The organism is Streptomyces sp. NPDC001351 (assembly GCF_042896045.1).
Lineage (GTDB): Bacteria > Actinomycetota > Actinomycetes > Streptomycetales > Streptomycetaceae > Streptomyces.
This window is the reverse complement of record NZ_JBIAWS010000020.1, coordinates 16,510-32,291: the sequence shown is the minus strand read 5'-3', so window position 1 is coordinate 32,291 and position 15,782 is coordinate 16,510. Positions and strand designations below refer to the sequence as shown.

Genomic DNA, 15,782 nt, shown 5'->3' with positions numbered 1-15,782 from the left:
CCCCGCGCCCGCTTGGGTTTGTGTGCTCCGGGGCGGGGCGCGCGGGGGGGGGGGGGGCCGCCCCCCCCGGGGGGGGCGCCCCCCCCCCCCCCCCCCCCCCCCCCGCGGCTGCCTCACCGAAAGCGTCCTGCCCTGCCAAGGGCTCGCCTTCGCATCGGCATGGCCCACGGTCGACTGCCGGTCCACGACAGGACGATAGGGACGCGGTCCGGTGCCTCGTTGTCCGGGGTGCCGGGGGAGAGCGCGTCGTGTGCACTCCTCGTATGGGCGCGGTCCTGCCGAAGGACCGGTGGCAGGACGCAAGTTGCAGATCGGGCTCCAGGCGCGGCGCTTCCATTGCCACCGTTCCTCCTACACGAAGAAGGCCTTCGTCGAGCGGTCGACGCCATCTTCTGGCGCGACCCGACACCAGCCCATCAAATCCCCAACCTGGGATGAAACAGCAGGAAGAAACGACCTCTCAGTGGGTTGACCTGGCAGCTGCCGACTCTCGGAAGTCGACGACAGCTTCGCCGTTGGTTCGCGCCCACTCGGTCAGCATCACGATCGGCTCCTGGAGTGTCTGGCCGAGCGCGGTCAGGCTGTACTCGACCCGCGGCGGCGCTTCGACGTACACCTGCCGGTCGACCAGGCCGTTGCTCTGCAGGCGGCGAAGGGTCTGCGTCAGTACCTTGCGTGAGATCCCGCCGGACAGCGCGACGAGTTCGCTGTGTCTCTTGGGGCCGCCGGTGAGAGCGAACAGGACAACGACCGACCACTTGTTGGCGATGATCTCTATCGCCAGCCGTGCGGGACAGTCGGCGAGGAACACCGTGCCCGCTTCCAGGTCCTTTGCCGCGCTCGCCAGGTCGGCTGCGGTCATGTTCACGAGCCGAAGGTTACCATTTGGTACCTATCGGCTTCCTAACGTCGACGCCATGGAACTTCACTCCGGCCAGAGCCGCCCCACGGCCACGCTCAACCGTCAGGTCATCGCCGTCAAGCCCATCACCGTTCCCACCACCGACCGCGGCATCGATCTGCAGGTCAAGGTCACCGCACCGGTCGACGGCAGAGACTTGCCCGTCATCCTCTTCTCCCACGGCAACGCCTGGTCGATGGACGGCTACGAGCCCCTCGTCGACCGCTGGGCTGCTGCCGGGTTTGTCGTGGTGCAGCCCACCCATCTGGACTCCCGCCGCCACGGAATCAGCTTCGACGATCCCCGTTTCGCCACCATCTGGCGCGTGCGGATAGCCGATCTGCACAGTGTCCTGGACAACCTCGGTGACATCCTCGAGCAGGTCAGCGGTCTGGGTGCCCGAGTCGACCGCGATCGCGTCGCCGTCGTCGGGCACTCCTGGGGAGCGCAGACGGCCGGAGCCCTCCTGGGCGCCCGCGTCCTCGACTCCGAGGGCAACCCGGGCGAGGACTTCTCCCACCCCGCCGTCAAGGCGGGCGCGCTCATCGCGGCGGCCGGCGCCGGGGACGCCCTGACGCCCTTCGCGCTCACGTATCTCCCGTTCGCGCGCCCGGACTTCTCCGGCATGACCGTCCCCGCCCTGGTCGTCGCCGGCGGAAAGGACCAGTCGGAGATGACTACCCGCGGACCGGAATGGTTCACCGATGCCTATCACCTCAGTCCGGGCCCGAAGCGACTGCTCACCATCGCCGAGGGCGAGCACCTCTTCGGCGGAATCTCCGGCGAGGCCGCCAAGGACACCACCGACGAGGACCCTGCCCGCGTCGTCCTCGTCGCCGACGCCGTCTCCGCCTATCTGTACGAGGTCCTGAGCGCCGACGCACGAGGCTGGCAGGCCCTACGGGACCGGATCAGCCACAGCGCCGGAGCTGTCAGCACCGAGAGCAAGTAGGTGCTTCGTGGTCTGGGGCTCGAGATCTGACAGGCTCCGAGCCCCAGGCCAGGAGTCAAGGCCGAGCTGACATCAGCCCAAAGCCCGCGATGGGAGCTTCCTGCGGGGTCGCCCAAGCCGTTCGCTGCTGTGAGGAGGCAGGGCCAGGAGGCCCGGTTGCGTTTTCCCGGTGGGAAGGAACGCATCGTCCGGCTGGCGGGTGTGCCGCGGACGGACGACGAGGGGTGCCTGATCGTGGCCTCCTGGGTGAGGGAACACCCCGGCCGGGTCATGGCGCTGACGGACATGGTCCCGTGATGGACAGCTGTCTTCCTCCGTGGGCCAGGGGCACGGGGATGACCTGACCTTGAAAAAGATCACCTCCGAAGCTCTCGGCGTACGGGTTTTTCTCCCGGTCGCGTACGGGTGAACGCCTCCAGTTGTCAGGCCACTTCGGTCTCGCGCTCGATGGCCTGGAGGCGGTTCTCGAGCCGGTGGCTGGGGCTGCTGATGGCACCACTTGGCAGTGGTGGAGGAGCCGGCCGAGGACCGCGGTGGCGAGCGCGGCAGTCACCCCTTCGCTGTCCCAGCCCCCCGCCCGCCGGAGCCCGCCCTCGCCGGGACCAGTCCCCACAGTTCCGGCGTCTGTGCCCGCGCTCGACATGCCGGGTCCCCCAATCCTCGAAGGCCGCGTCAACAGGACCAAAACGCTCACGAGGGCAATGTGCGGCGGGGCCTCGTTAACGCTCCTTCGGGCCTGGATCCTCACCCAGCCGTGAGCTTCATGGGCTCCGCTCAGCGCTGTTCGCCCACCGGTGACGTCGTTGATCGGAGTTGCCCCACGGTCGGTCGGCGCCGTCCGAGTCCGGAGCGCCGGGATCGGTCAGTGGACGGCGAACTCAATCAGCACCAAGCCCCATGGCGCGAAGATCACTGGCGCTGATATGAGCAAGCCCATCCTCCAGGATGTCCTGGACCCGATGAAGACGCAGAACAGTGCCATCAGGATTGTGTAGACCAGGAAGACGTATGCGATGACCCCCGCACCCGAACCCACCGTGCCTCCTCGTGTGATCTGCCGTGCGGACGACGGCAGTTCCTTCTCGGCCGAAGAGAATTGAACATGTTCAAATCCTGTGGGTCAAGCGAAGGCGAGATCGCATGCGGCAGCTGGCGTGGGCCGCTGGCCGGTATTGGGAGGCGCAGACCGCCGTGGCCGTAGGTGCCTCGGCGTCTCGTGCTACGGGGGTCGGTGCCCTTGCTCTTGAGGGCACGCGAGCCGCTACGGAGCGGGGCGCGGGACGGCATCAGGTCTCGTTCTCGCTCCGGAGAATCGATGACGAACACAGGCAGCCGAACCAGGTCCGCTGACGAGGCTACTTGGCGAGCAGGCCGCGCTTGCGGAGGAGCTCGAATCCTGCGCGGCCGGACATCTGGCGCTTGGGCATCGTGATCCGGTTGCCGTGTCCTTGCGCGACACCGGAGTTCTGTGGTGGGGAGGGGCTGGCGAAGACGTCGTCAAGGTTGCGCGGTCCTGGGCGGCGGGGTGCTCCATCACCGCCTGCTCGATGGCGCTTTCGGTTTCCCGCGACGCCCGGGGGTTCGCCAGTTTGGTGAGCATCGCAGCGGACAGTCTCGAGTGCCATCCTCCTCGGCGCCCACGTGGCGCACCCTCGCCGCCGCCGATACCGCGGTCGGCGTTGTCGTCCTGGCGGACGGCATGATCGGCGGAACGATTCCGGCGAGCGCGCTGCCGGAATGTCACGCTGTGCTGCGCAGCGCGCTCCATGTGTCGTGTGCCACGATGCCGTCGGCCTTGAGCCCCCGGTCGGTCTGGAAGGTCCGGACTGCGGTTTCCGTGTCGGGTCCGAACTCGCCGTCCACACCGGTGTTTCCCAGACTGTATCCGCGCTTGGTGAGCATGCACTGGACCTGCTGTACACGTTTGCCGTTGTCGCCGAGGCGTGTGCGTCCGTTGCCGGAGTAGTACGTGCATTCGGAGAGCCAGGGAGTGGTGTCGGCTCCGGCGGACGGGCTGTCGGCGGACGGTGCGGGGGAGAGGGAGGTGTCCGGCGTGGTACCCGGGGCAGAGGCGTCGGCGTGCTGGTTGTCGACTGAGCCTGAAGGGCCGGGCCGCAGGGTGGAGCCGGTCTTGCTCTCGCGCTCTTCGACTGCGCCGCCGTTGACGTTCGGGCGGGGCTGTTCGTTCGTGCTGGGGGACACCTGAGCGCTGGAGTCGCCACGGGGCGCGGTGCCGACGGTCTTTGCGACACCGCCTTTCGCGGAGCCGGTGGCGGGAGGGTCCTGTTGTGTGAGCAGTAAGGTCACCGCAACAACGGCGCAGGCCGAGATGCCCGCGACGGCGACCAGCCACGGCTTTCTCCGGGCCCGGGCAGGGGCTCTCGCCGGGCCGCCGTCGGCCTTGGACGGGGGCTCCATGACAGGTTGAGCATGTTCAGGCGTCCGCGCGGACGGGACCGGCGGCAGGGCAGCGGGAGACCCTGAGCGGGTCATGCCGGCGGCAGGCATGCGGTGCAGCGTCTCGTACGCCCGCTGTCGGGCCAGCACCTTGGCGCCCAGTGGCTCAGGCCAGGTGGACAGGACGTTGCGCACTCCGGCCGCGTCGATGAGCTCCTGCGGGGTGGGCCGCCGCTCGGGCTCCTTGGCCAGGCAGGCGGTCAGCAGGGAGCCGAGCTCCGGGTCCGCCGTCGAGATCTGACCGATCACCTCGGGACGGGGGTCCTCGAACGCTACCCGGTGCATCACGTCGACGCCGGTCCCGTCACCGAACGGCGCCCGCCCTGTTGCCGCGTAGACCAGCGTCCCGGCCAGCGAGAACACGTCCGACGCCGTGTCGGACCGTCCCTCCCTCAGATGCTCGGGCGACATGTAGGCGGGAGTCCCCACCCGGTTTCCGGTACCGGTGATCGCACTCGCGTCTGCGGCCTTCGCGATACCGAAGTCGATCACGTGCGCGCCCCGGACGGACAGCAGTACGTTGGACGGCTTCAGGTCCCGGTGGACGATTCCCTCGGCGGTGAGGTCTGCGAGTGCCTGCCCCAGCTCCGCCGCCAGCCGCCAGATCGCGGCCGGCTCCAGGGGGCCGCCCTCCTGTACGGCTTCCGCCAGATCGAAGCCGGGGAGGTACTCGGTGGCCATCCACAGCAGTTCGTCGTCGAAGCCCGTGCCGGACAGCCGTGCTGTGTGCGGTGTACGAAGACGGGCGTGCACCGACGCCTCCCGCTCGAACCGGCGTCGGAACCTGGGATCTTCCGAGTATTCCGGCCTGATCACCTTCACCGCGACCAGACCGGGGCTGTCGTCCATGGGGCGGGCCAGAAAGACCCGTCCCATGCCACCACTGCCGAGCAGCGCCATCGGAGCATAGGGGCCGACGCGCCGTGGGTCGCCGACCCGCAGCGGAGAGGCACCGGTCTGCCGCAGCGCGGCAGCCGCATCGTCCGTCGGCACCGGCCGCTCTCCTGACAAGAAATCCCCCGAAGTCACGTTCGATGCACGTCAGTTCACGCGAGTGGAAGACGAGGTTAACCCCAGCCCGAGCGTGTGTTCAGGGAATCGGTTACTTCTGCCGCGCGGGTCACGGGGCGCGGCGGATCCCCGTTGACGATTACGGGGTGCCCAGCCTTGCGGCGCCGATTCCTTGGGTTCGGCGCCGCGGTGGTCGGTCCTCGGTGGCTCGGCTTCGCGGTGCTTACCTGACGTCGACGAAGTCGCCGGGCGCTGTCGAGGCGGCGGTGGTGGCGGTGCCGGCGAAGACGTAGCGGTAGTACCCGTCGACCGTGGCCGTGGTGGTGGTCTTCAGGACACCGGTGGTGTTGGTCTTGACGGTCTTGAGGGTGCTGTAGGTGCTGCTGCCCTTCTTGCGGAACTGCAGGTTCGCGGGCTGGTTCGCGTAGCCCGCGTACGTGGCCGTAGACCAGTTCGCGCGGGCGAGCTTGCCCGTGACCGTGATGGTCTTGCCCTTCGTGACCGGCTCGGGCGTGGCGTCGGCGGTCAGCGTGGAGAGCTTCTTGATCGAGGCGGTGGTGACGTCGTCGTTGTAGCTGGCGTTCGCGTACAGGTCCCAGGCGCCCAGGAACAGCTTCCAGGTCCCGGCCACGCCGTTGTTCTTCATGTCGGTGGCCGGGTGGATGTTGAAGACGGCCTTGCAGTGGTAGACGCCCTGGGTCGCGGTCTCCGTGCAGGTGGGGTCGTCGTCCGTGCCCAGGCCGCCGGTGATGCCCTCCGTGGTCGAACTGTCGGTGCCCTGCCACAGGAAGGCCTCGGTGAGCGCGACGCCGTTCTGGTCGGTGGCGGTGTACGTGACGGTGACGGACTTCGTGCCGGTGGTGCCGAGAACGATGTCCTTGCCGCCGTTGACGACCGCGTTCGAGAATTTGGTGTTGCCGAGTGAGTCGTTGGGCCGAACGGCCTTCGAGGCGAAGGAGCTCAGCTTCGCCGACACACTCGCTCGCTCTGCCGCCTGAGCGGCGGCCGGAAGAGCGAGCGCGGACAGAACGACGGCACCGGAAGCCACGGCGGCTGCGACGCGTATACGCATGAATCCCCCACAGGAACGTGAGAGGCCCGCCGAAGTGTCCCTCCGGCCGGGCCTGTTGATCTCCGCATCATATGAACTAACGTCGGAAATAGTGAAGATCCTCTGTGCGATAAGTGTGTAATGGGCCAGTGGTGTACAGCGGATCACGTGCCCGCATCCAGCCGCCAAGGCCTGCATGTCCGACCGAGGCGTCCAGGCGAATCCTGCCTCCAGCTCGGCGAAGTCCTTGTCCTCAGCTCGAAGTTCAAGTACCGCGAAGCCTGACTGGAAGCGCTGAAGGCCTTGAGGGCCGCCGCTGCACAAGGGGCTGCACCCAGTGCTTCTCGGCCGCCACCGAAGGCTCATGGCCGACGCCGGCCCGAGGAACTTCGAGAATCGACGAGCACAGCCCGTCCTCCTCAGTCTCCCGCGTCCACTGGGCGATGCCCCATGTCATGGCCCGACGCCCCGCGAGCGCGCACCCCTACGTGGCGTGAGACGCAGACGGTGGCACCCCGAGCTCCCGGACTACCCCCCGCCTTGCCGTTTTCAACGGGGCCCGCGCCCCGCCCGAACCCCGTGATGACCGCGAAGCTCGACCATGCACTGCTGCCGAAGAACATCGAGGCAGGCGCCGACCCAGACGGTGTGCCGAAGGACCCCGGCTGTACGACGACGCCAACGACGCCGTACGGCCCCTCCGGGAAGGGAAGTCCGGGCTCTGGTCGCGAGAAGGCCTGGTCATCTTCCGCGATGGCTGTTCAGCGCCCGCTTCCCCATCCGCTCCCAGAACAACCTCAGTGAGGTGAGGTCCGTGTCCCGTTGCCAGCGCGCCTCGGGTCGCACAAAGGGCCGCCATCGCGGCCGCGACAGGAGGGTCAACTGAGCCCGGCAGAAGGCCTCGGACAGCTCCGGGCGGTAACCGCCCAGCCCCGAGGGGGGATAGGGACACAGCTCGAAGGCACAATCGTCGTGGCAGTTGGAGCCGGCGTGGGAGACGGCCGTGCGCACCGGGGCACGGTCCGGGGCGAGCGGGCGACGGTCCTGGGTCAGGCACGGCGGCAGGTCCGCCCGGTCGGTGCGGCGCAGACGGCGCAGCCGGTCCTTGGGCCAGTCGCCACGCTCGGCGAGGTTGAGCAGAAGCATGACGTCGGCGAGGAGCTGCTGGGCGCGGGGGTGCAGGGTGCTCCAGCCTGTTGAGGGCGGGATCCACAGCTGGTGCTTGCGCATCTCCCCGTCCCCGGCCGGCTGGGAACCGACGTACGCGGACACCCCGGCCTCGTCGATCCACAGGAACCGTTCCGGCCGACCGGTCATCAGCGCCCAGACGCACAGCTCGGCGGCGGCCTCGACGAACGGGTGCTGGGCCGAGCCGCCCGGGAGGGCGAGCCACTGACGTACTTGTTTCGCGGGGTGGGAACCGTGCTCGCCGAGGTCGGTGGCCGCCGTCGCGCCCTCGGGCAGTTCCCACAGCGTCAGCGCATGCAGCAGCGTGAGCCGGGTGAACCAGAAACGGGAGCGCTTGAGCATGTCCCGGGCCTGCTCGCTGAGGTACTCGCGGGCCTGTGGGCGGGCGTGCGGATGGCGGGCCCGCCGGTTGGCCGCGTACTTGAAGCCCTGGGCCAGGGCGACCTCCAGGCCCAGGTCCAGGGCGGACCCGTCCTGCTCGTGAGCACCTACGCGCCGTACCCAGTTCTCCAGGACCTCGAAGGGGGTGTCGTGGTGGCGGCGGGTGGTGACGGAGCCCACGAGCAGGGGGATCAGCCAGGCGCACAGGGTGTCCTCGCGTCGAGTGCGTTCCTCGTCCTCGCGTTCCTGCTCCTCCAGCCGCCGCAGCAGCGCGATGTCGTCCTGCGCTCCCGGTTCCTCCGGGCTGTCGGGCCGCTGGTCCGGCCACAGATGCAGCGGCCAGTCCGCAGGGCGTTCCAGGGGCCGATCCTGGACGGTCTGCGGAGCACGCAACTGAGGCTCCAGCACCTCGAAGGCGAGGTCGCCGCCCGCTCCGATCTCCTGCGCGACGGCGACCCGGACGCTGTACGACGGCTCCAGGCGCCCGATGAGGAAGAGCTCACGGTACGCGGCCTGCTTGGGGTCCTGGCGGGCGACGCCGCGCACGGCCTCGCCGAAGCGGGTCACGAGCTGCGACTTGGCGACGCTCAGGGTGTGCGGGTCGCGTGCCCGCAGCTCCGGCCAGGACACCGCCACCTCCATCGCGATCTGCTGCTGCTTCGGCTGCGCCTCGAGGCTGTCGATCTCCAGGGCCGCGGTGTACATCTCGAGCGCCTTGGCATGCAGGGTCCGGATGAACAGGTGCTGTGGATCGGCCGGGTCGTGGTGCCCGTCGTCCGGTCGGCGGCCGGTGTCGGACTGGGCGTGGCAGGCGGCGCGCAGCAGTAGGTCCCGTGCCGTGGAGACCGGGCACCAGGTGTGCTCGTCCGTCGGGCGGGCCATGCGCGGGCAGGAGCCGTCCGGCGTGCGGGAGTGGAGCACCAGGGCGAGCAGCAGTTCCCGGCCCGGGTTCTCCAGGGCCGCCGGGAAGTACCTGTCCCGCGTGGGTGTGTCGGGCACGTCCGGATGGAGCACCGCGTTCATGAAGCGGGCTCCCAGGTGGGCCTGGATCACACTGTGCTGGAACCGCACGCGGTCACCGCCGAGTTCCACCAGACCCATGCCCATACCCCAGTGCGCGGCCAGCCGGATGTCCAGCCGGCTGCCCTGCACCCGCTTCGCCAGCTCCGCGACGATCTCCGGGTAGGGGGAGGCCGCCGGATCGTGCTCGTCGAGGACCTGGGCGATGCGGACCTCGGCCGAGTCGACGGCCAGCCCCACGCAGGCGAGTGCGGAGAGGTACTCCAGCGCCACCCGGCGGTCGTCCTGGCCCAGCGGCAGCTGTGGCCGCAGGCGTCCGGTGACGAGAGCGCCCAGCCAGGTGTCGAGCAGGTGCAGGCGCAGCGCCGCCCGGTCGCCGCCCCGCGTCTCGACGCCCTCCTCGAACCGGCCCGTGAGGGCGCGCTCCAGCAGACCCTCCTGGTTGAGCTCCCGCGCGACCTGAAGGTAGGTGGGCGCCTCGGCGATTCTCGCCTTCTCCACGATCCAGTCGAGCCGCTGCCGGTCCTCCCAGGCGGTGCCGGAGGAGATGTAGGCGAGGGCCGCCTCCTCGCTGAGCGGCTCCAGATCGGTCACCGAGGCGTCCAGGCCACGCAGCGCGTCGTGCGGACGCGAGGTGATGACGAGCGGCAGCCGCTCCTCGTTGGCGCGGCGGACTGCCAGCCGGATGACGGTGTCGCGGTCCTCCGTCAGTTCGTTCTCCGTCAGGGCGTCCTCCAGGCCGTCCGCGAGGACCACGATGCGGCCCTGCTGGCACAGCCGCCGCCAGACCTTCTCCGCCTCGCCCTCGGACCGGATGTGCCCCTGCACCTCCCGCTTGAAGCGCTCGTACGCGAGCGCCCGGAAGTCCAGGTCGGCCCCGACCCCGCGCAGGCGCAGCGGCACGGGCACGGCCCTGCGCTGCGCCAGCCGCCCGGTGAGCAGCACGAGCAGCGCGGTCTTGCCTGTGCCGATGCCTCCGACCACCACGTGGGCGCGGCGGAACCGGGTGTCCCGCAGGTCCTCCATCAGGACGTCGCACAGCTGGTCGCGCCCGACCACCCGGCCGAAGATGCCGCCCGCGGTCTCGACCAGGTCGAGCGGGGCCTCCCTGGCCTTGGTGAGGTAGGCATCGCTCACCCGGCGGAAGCGGAAGAAGAGGTAGGTGAGCGAGGCCAGGGCGAGGGTGAGCAGGGGCGTGAGGACGCCGGACACGACACTGCAGGACTGCCCTTTGTTCTGGCAGGCGTCCTCCGCCCAATCGAAGTCCGCGGGCGATCCGGCCAGCGCGGCCACGGCCAGGCCGATCAGGACGAGTTCGGTGAGCGCGCCCAGTACGGTCAGGGTGAGCACCGGGAAGTACCAGCGGCTCTTGCGGACCCGCCAGGTGCGGGCGCGCTCGTAGCCCCGTCGGGTCAGCTGGGAGGAGGACGTCCGGTGCAGGTTCACGTCACGGAGGTTCCATGGGGAACTCCCGGGGATTCCCTCCCGGCCGCGGTTTTCATCCTGCCCCGACCGTCTTTCACCCGCCCGGATCAGCGAACCGGCGAAGCTGACCGTGCGGGGCAGGCACCGGAACCCGGCGGGCGTCCGGCAACTCCTTCGGGAAGCTGCTGTAGACCGAGGACGGCAGAGACCTGCAAAAGGCGCTCGCGCCTGTTCGTCGGTGGCCGCGGCCGATTCGACATCGATCACACCGTCGTTCTGGAACAGCCCGGTGGTGAGTGGGCCGGCGTCGGTGGTGCCCTCCGGTTCTAGCAGGACGCGTGCGGCAAGGCCGGCTCGGCCGGGCAGGTGGTCGAGCCTGACTAGGAGGATGCCAAAGCCGCGCCCGGTAAAGGGTCCGCGATGGCCCTGCGCGCCGCCGGCGAGTACGCGCAGCGGCTCGATCCGCTCCCACAGCTCATCCGACACGATCCATGGTGATGCCCCAGCTGGCTCATGCCGCTCTTGCCCGGGCCGTATGAGCCGGCTGACGGCACCGAGAACGCGGCCCGATGCGTGGACCGCTCGCGGACGCGGTCGTGGACGGCCGAAGGACGTGTCAGCCGGCCCGGAGACCGACCGCCAGCGTCAGTTCAAGGACCCGGTGTGGTGATGCGAGATCCGGAAACAGCTCCCGCAGCTGCGTCATCCGGTACCGGACCGTCTGGGGATGGACGAACAACGCCGCCGCCACCTCGTCCCGCCTGCCCTGGTGCAGCAGCCACTCCCGCAAGGTCTCCTCCAGCCGCCGTGCGGTCGCGTCAGGCAAGGTCCTGAGCGGTGCGAGGGCTCTGGCACGCAGGTCTGCGAACGCGTCCGCGTCGGCGGTCAGCACCAGCTCGGGCAGGTGGTCCTCGGTGTCGCGGATGTCGGAGGAGAGGGAGCGCGCGCGTGCGGCGCGTGCGTACGAGGCGGACGCACGAGTCCATGGCCGGGCCGGGCCGACCACGGCGGTGCGCTCGCTCAGCTGCCGCAGGAGACGTGATCGGTCGGCATCGGGGACGAGCAGCACACCGGTGGCGTCCGGCAGATCGTCGAGGACGAGGGTGCTCGCATCGAGCGTGCGGTGGGCAGGCCGGGCCTGGGCGGCCGGCAGCAGGACCGCGGTCAGCGAAAGGGGAGGCTGCCACCCGGCTCGTTGAGCGGAGGCCAGCAGCACGTCCGGGCTCGCGCCGGCGAGGAGGTCGCGGGCCAGCTGTTCCAGCTGGCGCTCGTGGGCCCTGCCCCGGGCGGCCAGCTCGTCGGCGTGGCCGGCGGCGCTCGCGGCGGAGAGTTCGTCGATGTAGGCGAAGGTCAGCTCGGCGAACTTGGCGACCTCGGCGGCGGGCAGACCTGCGGGTACGGCACCCGCTGCCAGGCATCGCCAGGCCACGCGGGCGCCGACGCGGTAGGCGCTGAGCAGGGCGTCCATCGAACGGCCGTCGCGTACCTCGCCGCGGCCCAGCTCGTAGGCCGCGTCACTGGCGTCGCCGCCTGTGGCGTTCCCGCTCGCGAGGTCCAGGTAGTGACCCAGGGCGGTGCGGACGGCTCGGCGGATGGTGGCGCCCATGTGGCCCGACAGGGCGTTGGTGTAGGGAGGGACCTCGTCGATGATCGCCTGGACGACCTCGTCGGCGGTGGTCTTCAGCGCCGCCCGAAGTACGGTGACCGTCTTCTCGTCCAGGGCCAGTTCGCTGGCCCTCTGGATTGCATGGCTCATGCTTTTATTCCCTGCGAACAATTCCGCCGACCAGATTCACGTCCTGTGGTCAGGACTTTACGCCTTGAGACGCAGCAAGCTGGGGTCATGATGAGTACAGCCCTGCGCAGCAGGGCGTGGAAACTGCTGGAGATGGTCACGACGCCGCTGCTGCCGTCGGACTACCTCGACCTGGTCAGCCCGCTGCGTGCGGGCGCTGACCTGCGGGGGCGCATCGAGGCCGTGCACCCCGAGACGGGTGACGCCGCGACCATCGTGATCAGGCCGGGACGGGGCTGGCGCGGCCACACAGCCGGTCAGTACGTACGGATCGGGGTCGACGTCGACGGGGTCCGCCTGTGGCGTGCCTACTCCCTCACCTCGCCGACACACCGCCCGGACGGCCGCGTCACGATCACCGTGAAGGCGATCCCGGACGGCAAGGTCAGCAACCACCTGGTCCGCAGAGCGAAACCGGGCACGCTGATCCAGCTCGACCAGCCGACCGGCGACTTCGTACTGCCGCAGGCCAAGCCCGCCAAGGTGCTCTACCTGACGGCCGGCAGCGGCATCACGCCCGTGATGGGCATGCTGCGCGACACCGAGTTCGACGACGTCGTCATGGTCCATTGCGCGCCCCGGCCGCAGGACGTGATCTTCCGCAGCGAACTGCACGACCTCGTCGCGGACAGGAAGCTGCGTCTCACCGAGGTGCACACCGACACCGACGGCGTGCTCGACATCGCCCGTCTCGACGAACTCGTGCCCGACTGGGCCGAGCGCGAGACCTGGGCCTGCGGGCCTGCAGGGCTGCTCGACGCCGCCGAGAAGCACTGGAGCGAGCACGGCGTCCCAGAGCGCCTGCACACCGAACGCTTCCGCCCCAGCATCGCCGTCGCCGGCGACGGCGGCGAGGTCACGTTCAGCGCCACCGGCAAGAAAGTCGACGCGGACGGCGCCACACCGTTGCTGGACATCGGCGAGGAGGCCGGCGTGCTCATGCCGTCGGGGTGCCGTATGGGCATCTGCTTCGGCTGCGTCACCCCGCTGAAGGCGGGAGCCGTCCGCGACCTGCGCACCGGCGAGATCACCGAGGCCGAGCCGGGCGTCCTCATCCAGACCTGTGTGTCCGCCGCGGCGGGCCCCTGCGACATCGAACGGTAGGAGCACTTTGACCGCCATCGACCCCACCGCCCACCTGACCGCGGAGCAGATCGAGGAACTCGGCCGCGAGCTGGACGCGATCCGCGACGAGGTGATCGCCAGCCGCGGGGAGCAGGACGCCGCGTACATCCGCAAGGTCATCGGCGCCCAGCGCAAGCTGGAGCTGGCCAGCAGGGCCGTACTGCTGTTCTCGATGTTCCCGCCCGCGTGGGTGATCGGCACCGCCGGCCTGTCCGTGGCGAAGATCATGGACAACATGGAGATCGGCCACAACATCCTGCACGGCCAGTGGGACTGGATGCGAGACCCGAAGATCCACTCCACCACCTGGGAGTGGGATCACGTCTCGCCGGCCGACCAGTGGAAGCACTCGCACAACGAGCTGCACCACACGTACACCAACGTGATCGGCAAGGACAACGACCTCGGCTACGGCATCATGCGCGTCGACGAGGACCAGAAGTGGTACCCGTTCCACCTCGGCCAGCCGCTGTGGAACTTCATCAACGCCTGCTTCTTCGAGTACGGCATCGCAGCGTACGACCTGGAGCTCGGCAAGAACCTGCACAAGCGGCGCCGCAACAACCCGGAGTTCCGCGCGCGGGCCAGGGCCGTGGGCCGCAAGATCCGCAAGCAGGTGCTCAAGGACTACGTGATCCACCCGCTGCTGTCGGGCCCGTCGTTCCTCCCCACGCTCGCCGCCACGTTCACCGCGAACCTGGTCCGCAACCTCTGGTCCCATTCGGTGATCATGTGCGGTCACTTCCCCGAGGGCGTACAGGTCTTCGAGCGCCGGTCGATCAAGGGCGAGACGCGCGGCCAGTGGTACCTGCGCCAGATGATGGGCTCGGCGAACATCAGCGGCAGCAAGGCCATGCACTTCATGACCGGCAACCTCTCCCACCAGATCGAGCACCACCTGTTCCCGGACCTGCCGAGCAACCGGTACGCCGAGGTCGCGGTGAAGGTGCGCGCGCTGTTCGAGAAGTACGAGCTGGAGTACGTCACCGGGCCGCTGCCCAAGCAGGTGTTCTCCGCGTGGCGCAAGGTCTTCCGGCTCTCGCTGCCGAACAAGAAGCCCACGGTCAGGACGCCGGACCGCGAGCAGGAGCTCGTCGCGGCCTGATTCACGGTATTGGTTGAGATCTTTCGGCCGTACCGTCGGCACCGCTGGGCTCCGTGAGATCCGTTGCGGACGGTGGACGGCCGCTACGTCAGACGTACGTCACAGGATTCGCGCAGCCCGGTGTCCGGCTGCGCTGCCTGGACGTGCACCAGGAACTCAGTCCACTCGCGGTCCGCTTCCCCGGCGGGCGGATCACTCTGCCCCAGTCCGCAAACAGGACTCCTCCTGATGGGGGCCGCCGGCTGCGTGCCGAACGCCAGCCGGTATTCCGCCACCCTGCCCCGGTGCCGCTTTTATCTGTTATGCGGCTTGTCGACCTCATCTGTGTTCCCCGTCCTGCCGTGAAATCCGCCGTCTGCCAGGTCCGCCAAAAACGGCTCGGCGACGACGGGTTGCGCGCCTGCCGTCCGTTGGCGGCCCATCGCTTGTTCCGGCCGGCTTGCGGCCCGGGCCGTATCGGCACGACGGCGGCGGCGAGTTCGCCGGTGTCCCTCCTGACGGCTTCTGGCCGCAAGCCCGAACCGCTTCAGGGCTCCCGGCAGGCGCGTTGGCCCCGGCGGTGACTACCGCGCGCCCCTGGCCTGCGGGGCCGGGTGGTGTGGGACGCACCGTGGGTGGCCCGGCGTCTCGCGGGCGCTGAGTACTGTTCTGACGTGTCCATACCTCCGGCGCCGCAGTCGCCGTACCAGATGCCCCTCGCCCCCTGGGGCACTGCGCCCCCAGCCCCGCCGGAGAAGAGCCGGGTTGGCCTCATAGCCGCGATCATCGGCGGGGTCTTCCTCCTCATCATCGTTGTGCTCTTGGTAGCGCTGGTGGTGATAGGGAAGAGGGTCGAGAACAGCTATCCCCGAGCCGAGTTCTCCCTGACGGTCCCGCGGACACTGCTTGATGGCCGCTTCAAGCTGACCAAGGACGACTCACCAACCATGGGCGGGACGCTGCAAAGGAGCTGGAGGCACAGCTGGGACGCCGAGGCCGTCCACGGCGTCGCCGCCGTGTACCAGCCCAATAGCATCGAACGGGGTGATCTCGTAGTGACCGGCATGTACGGCCGGTTCAAGAACACCGATGAGGTGCGCTCCCGGGTCCTGGCAGACAACGGCTCCAAGAACAGCCGGGTGAAGGTGCTCACGCCTCCGGAAGATGACACCCCGTCCGGCTCCCGCATCAAGATCAGCTGCGAGGCGGTGACCCGGACCTGGGCCGACGGAGCGACACTCAGCTACCCCGTCTGCGCCTGGGCGGACGGCAACACCTGGGCCCGGGTGGCGGACATGACCCTTCTTGCCTCGACGAACCTCGACCTGAAGGCCACTGCGAGGAGCACCCTCCAGATCCGCTCCGAGATGGTAAAGCCGATCACCTGACGGT

11 protein-coding genes are annotated in these 15,782 nt (G+C 69.3%); 6 read left to right on the top strand and 5 right to left on the bottom strand.

All coding sequences use genetic code 11. The features are described 5' to 3' along the window. Positions 1–211 precede the first annotated feature (211 nt). On the top strand, positions 212–472 hold the full coding sequence (locus tag ACFY1U_RS45270) for a transposase family protein (protein WP_390699921.1): 261 nt from the start codon (positions 212–214) through the stop codon (positions 470–472). Here the strand turns inward: ACFY1U_RS45270 and ACFY1U_RS45265 are convergent. Next, positions 461–862, bottom strand: coding sequence for a winged helix-turn-helix transcriptional regulator (locus ACFY1U_RS45265; RefSeq protein ID WP_390700038.1), 402 nt, complete (start codon positions 860–862; stop codon positions 461–463). The two genes, ACFY1U_RS45270 and ACFY1U_RS45265, sit on opposite strands and share 12 nt — an antisense overlap. A 55-nt stretch (positions 863–917) precedes the next feature. On the opposite strand from ACFY1U_RS45265, the gene ACFY1U_RS45260 reads away from it, so the two are divergent. Both ACFY1U_RS45260 and ACFY1U_RS45255 read left to right on the top strand, forming a co-directional pair. Next, on the top strand, positions 918–1,853 hold the full coding sequence (locus ACFY1U_RS45260; RefSeq protein WP_390699920.1) for an alpha/beta hydrolase family protein: 936 nt from the start codon (positions 918–920) through the stop codon (positions 1,851–1,853). Positions 1,854–2,009: 156 nt separating this feature from the next. Further along, positions 2,010–2,150 (top strand): hypothetical protein, encoded by a 141-nt coding sequence (locus ACFY1U_RS45255; protein WP_390699919.1) that lies wholly within the window; start codon positions 2,010–2,012, stop codon positions 2,148–2,150. A 1,443-nt stretch (positions 2,151–3,593) separates the two neighbouring features. Here ACFY1U_RS45255 and ACFY1U_RS45250 read toward each other — a convergent pair. From ACFY1U_RS45250 to ACFY1U_RS45235, 4 genes are all read right to left on the bottom strand, one after another. Then, positions 3,594–5,303 (bottom strand): protein kinase, encoded by a 1,710-nt coding sequence (locus tag ACFY1U_RS45250; protein WP_390699918.1) that lies wholly within the window; start codon positions 5,301–5,303, stop codon positions 3,594–3,596. A gap of 241 nt (positions 5,304–5,544) precedes the next feature. After that, the gene (locus ACFY1U_RS45245; RefSeq protein WP_390699917.1) at positions 5,545–6,393 is read right to left on the bottom strand and encodes a hypothetical protein; all 849 of its coding nucleotides are present in this window, start codon (positions 6,391–6,393) and stop codon (positions 5,545–5,547) included. Between the two features lie 720 nt (positions 6,394–7,113). Continuing rightward, on the bottom strand, positions 7,114–10,407 hold the full coding sequence (locus ACFY1U_RS45240; protein ID WP_390699916.1) for a hypothetical protein: 3,294 nt from the start codon (positions 10,405–10,407) through the stop codon (positions 7,114–7,116). A gap of 595 nt (positions 10,408–11,002) precedes the next feature. After that, positions 11,003–12,142 (bottom strand): helix-turn-helix domain-containing protein, encoded by a 1,140-nt coding sequence (locus tag ACFY1U_RS45235; RefSeq protein WP_390699915.1) that lies wholly within the window; start codon positions 12,140–12,142, stop codon positions 11,003–11,005. Between the two features lie 87 nt (positions 12,143–12,229). Between ACFY1U_RS45235 and ACFY1U_RS45230 the strand changes: the two genes are divergently transcribed. The 3 genes from ACFY1U_RS45230 to ACFY1U_RS45220 all read left to right on the top strand — a co-directional run bounded on the left by ACFY1U_RS45230 (position 12,230) and on the right by ACFY1U_RS45220 (position 15,778). After that, a complete protein-coding gene (locus tag ACFY1U_RS45230) occupies positions 12,230–13,285 on the top strand; it encodes a ferredoxin reductase (RefSeq protein ID WP_390699914.1) in 1,056 nt (351 codons plus the stop codon). A gap of 7 nt (positions 13,286–13,292) precedes the next feature. After that, positions 13,293–14,411, top strand: a complete 1,119-nt coding sequence (locus ACFY1U_RS45225; RefSeq protein ID WP_390699913.1) for a fatty acid desaturase family protein — start codon at positions 13,293–13,295, stop codon at positions 14,409–14,411. 614 nt (positions 14,412–15,025) lie between these two features. Continuing rightward, positions 15,026–15,778 carry a hypothetical protein gene (locus ACFY1U_RS45220; RefSeq protein WP_390699912.1) on the top strand — a complete coding sequence of 251 codons (753 nt, stop codon included), beginning with the start codon at positions 15,026–15,028 and terminating at the stop codon, positions 15,776–15,778. The last annotated feature ends 4 nt before the right edge of the window (positions 15,779–15,782 follow it).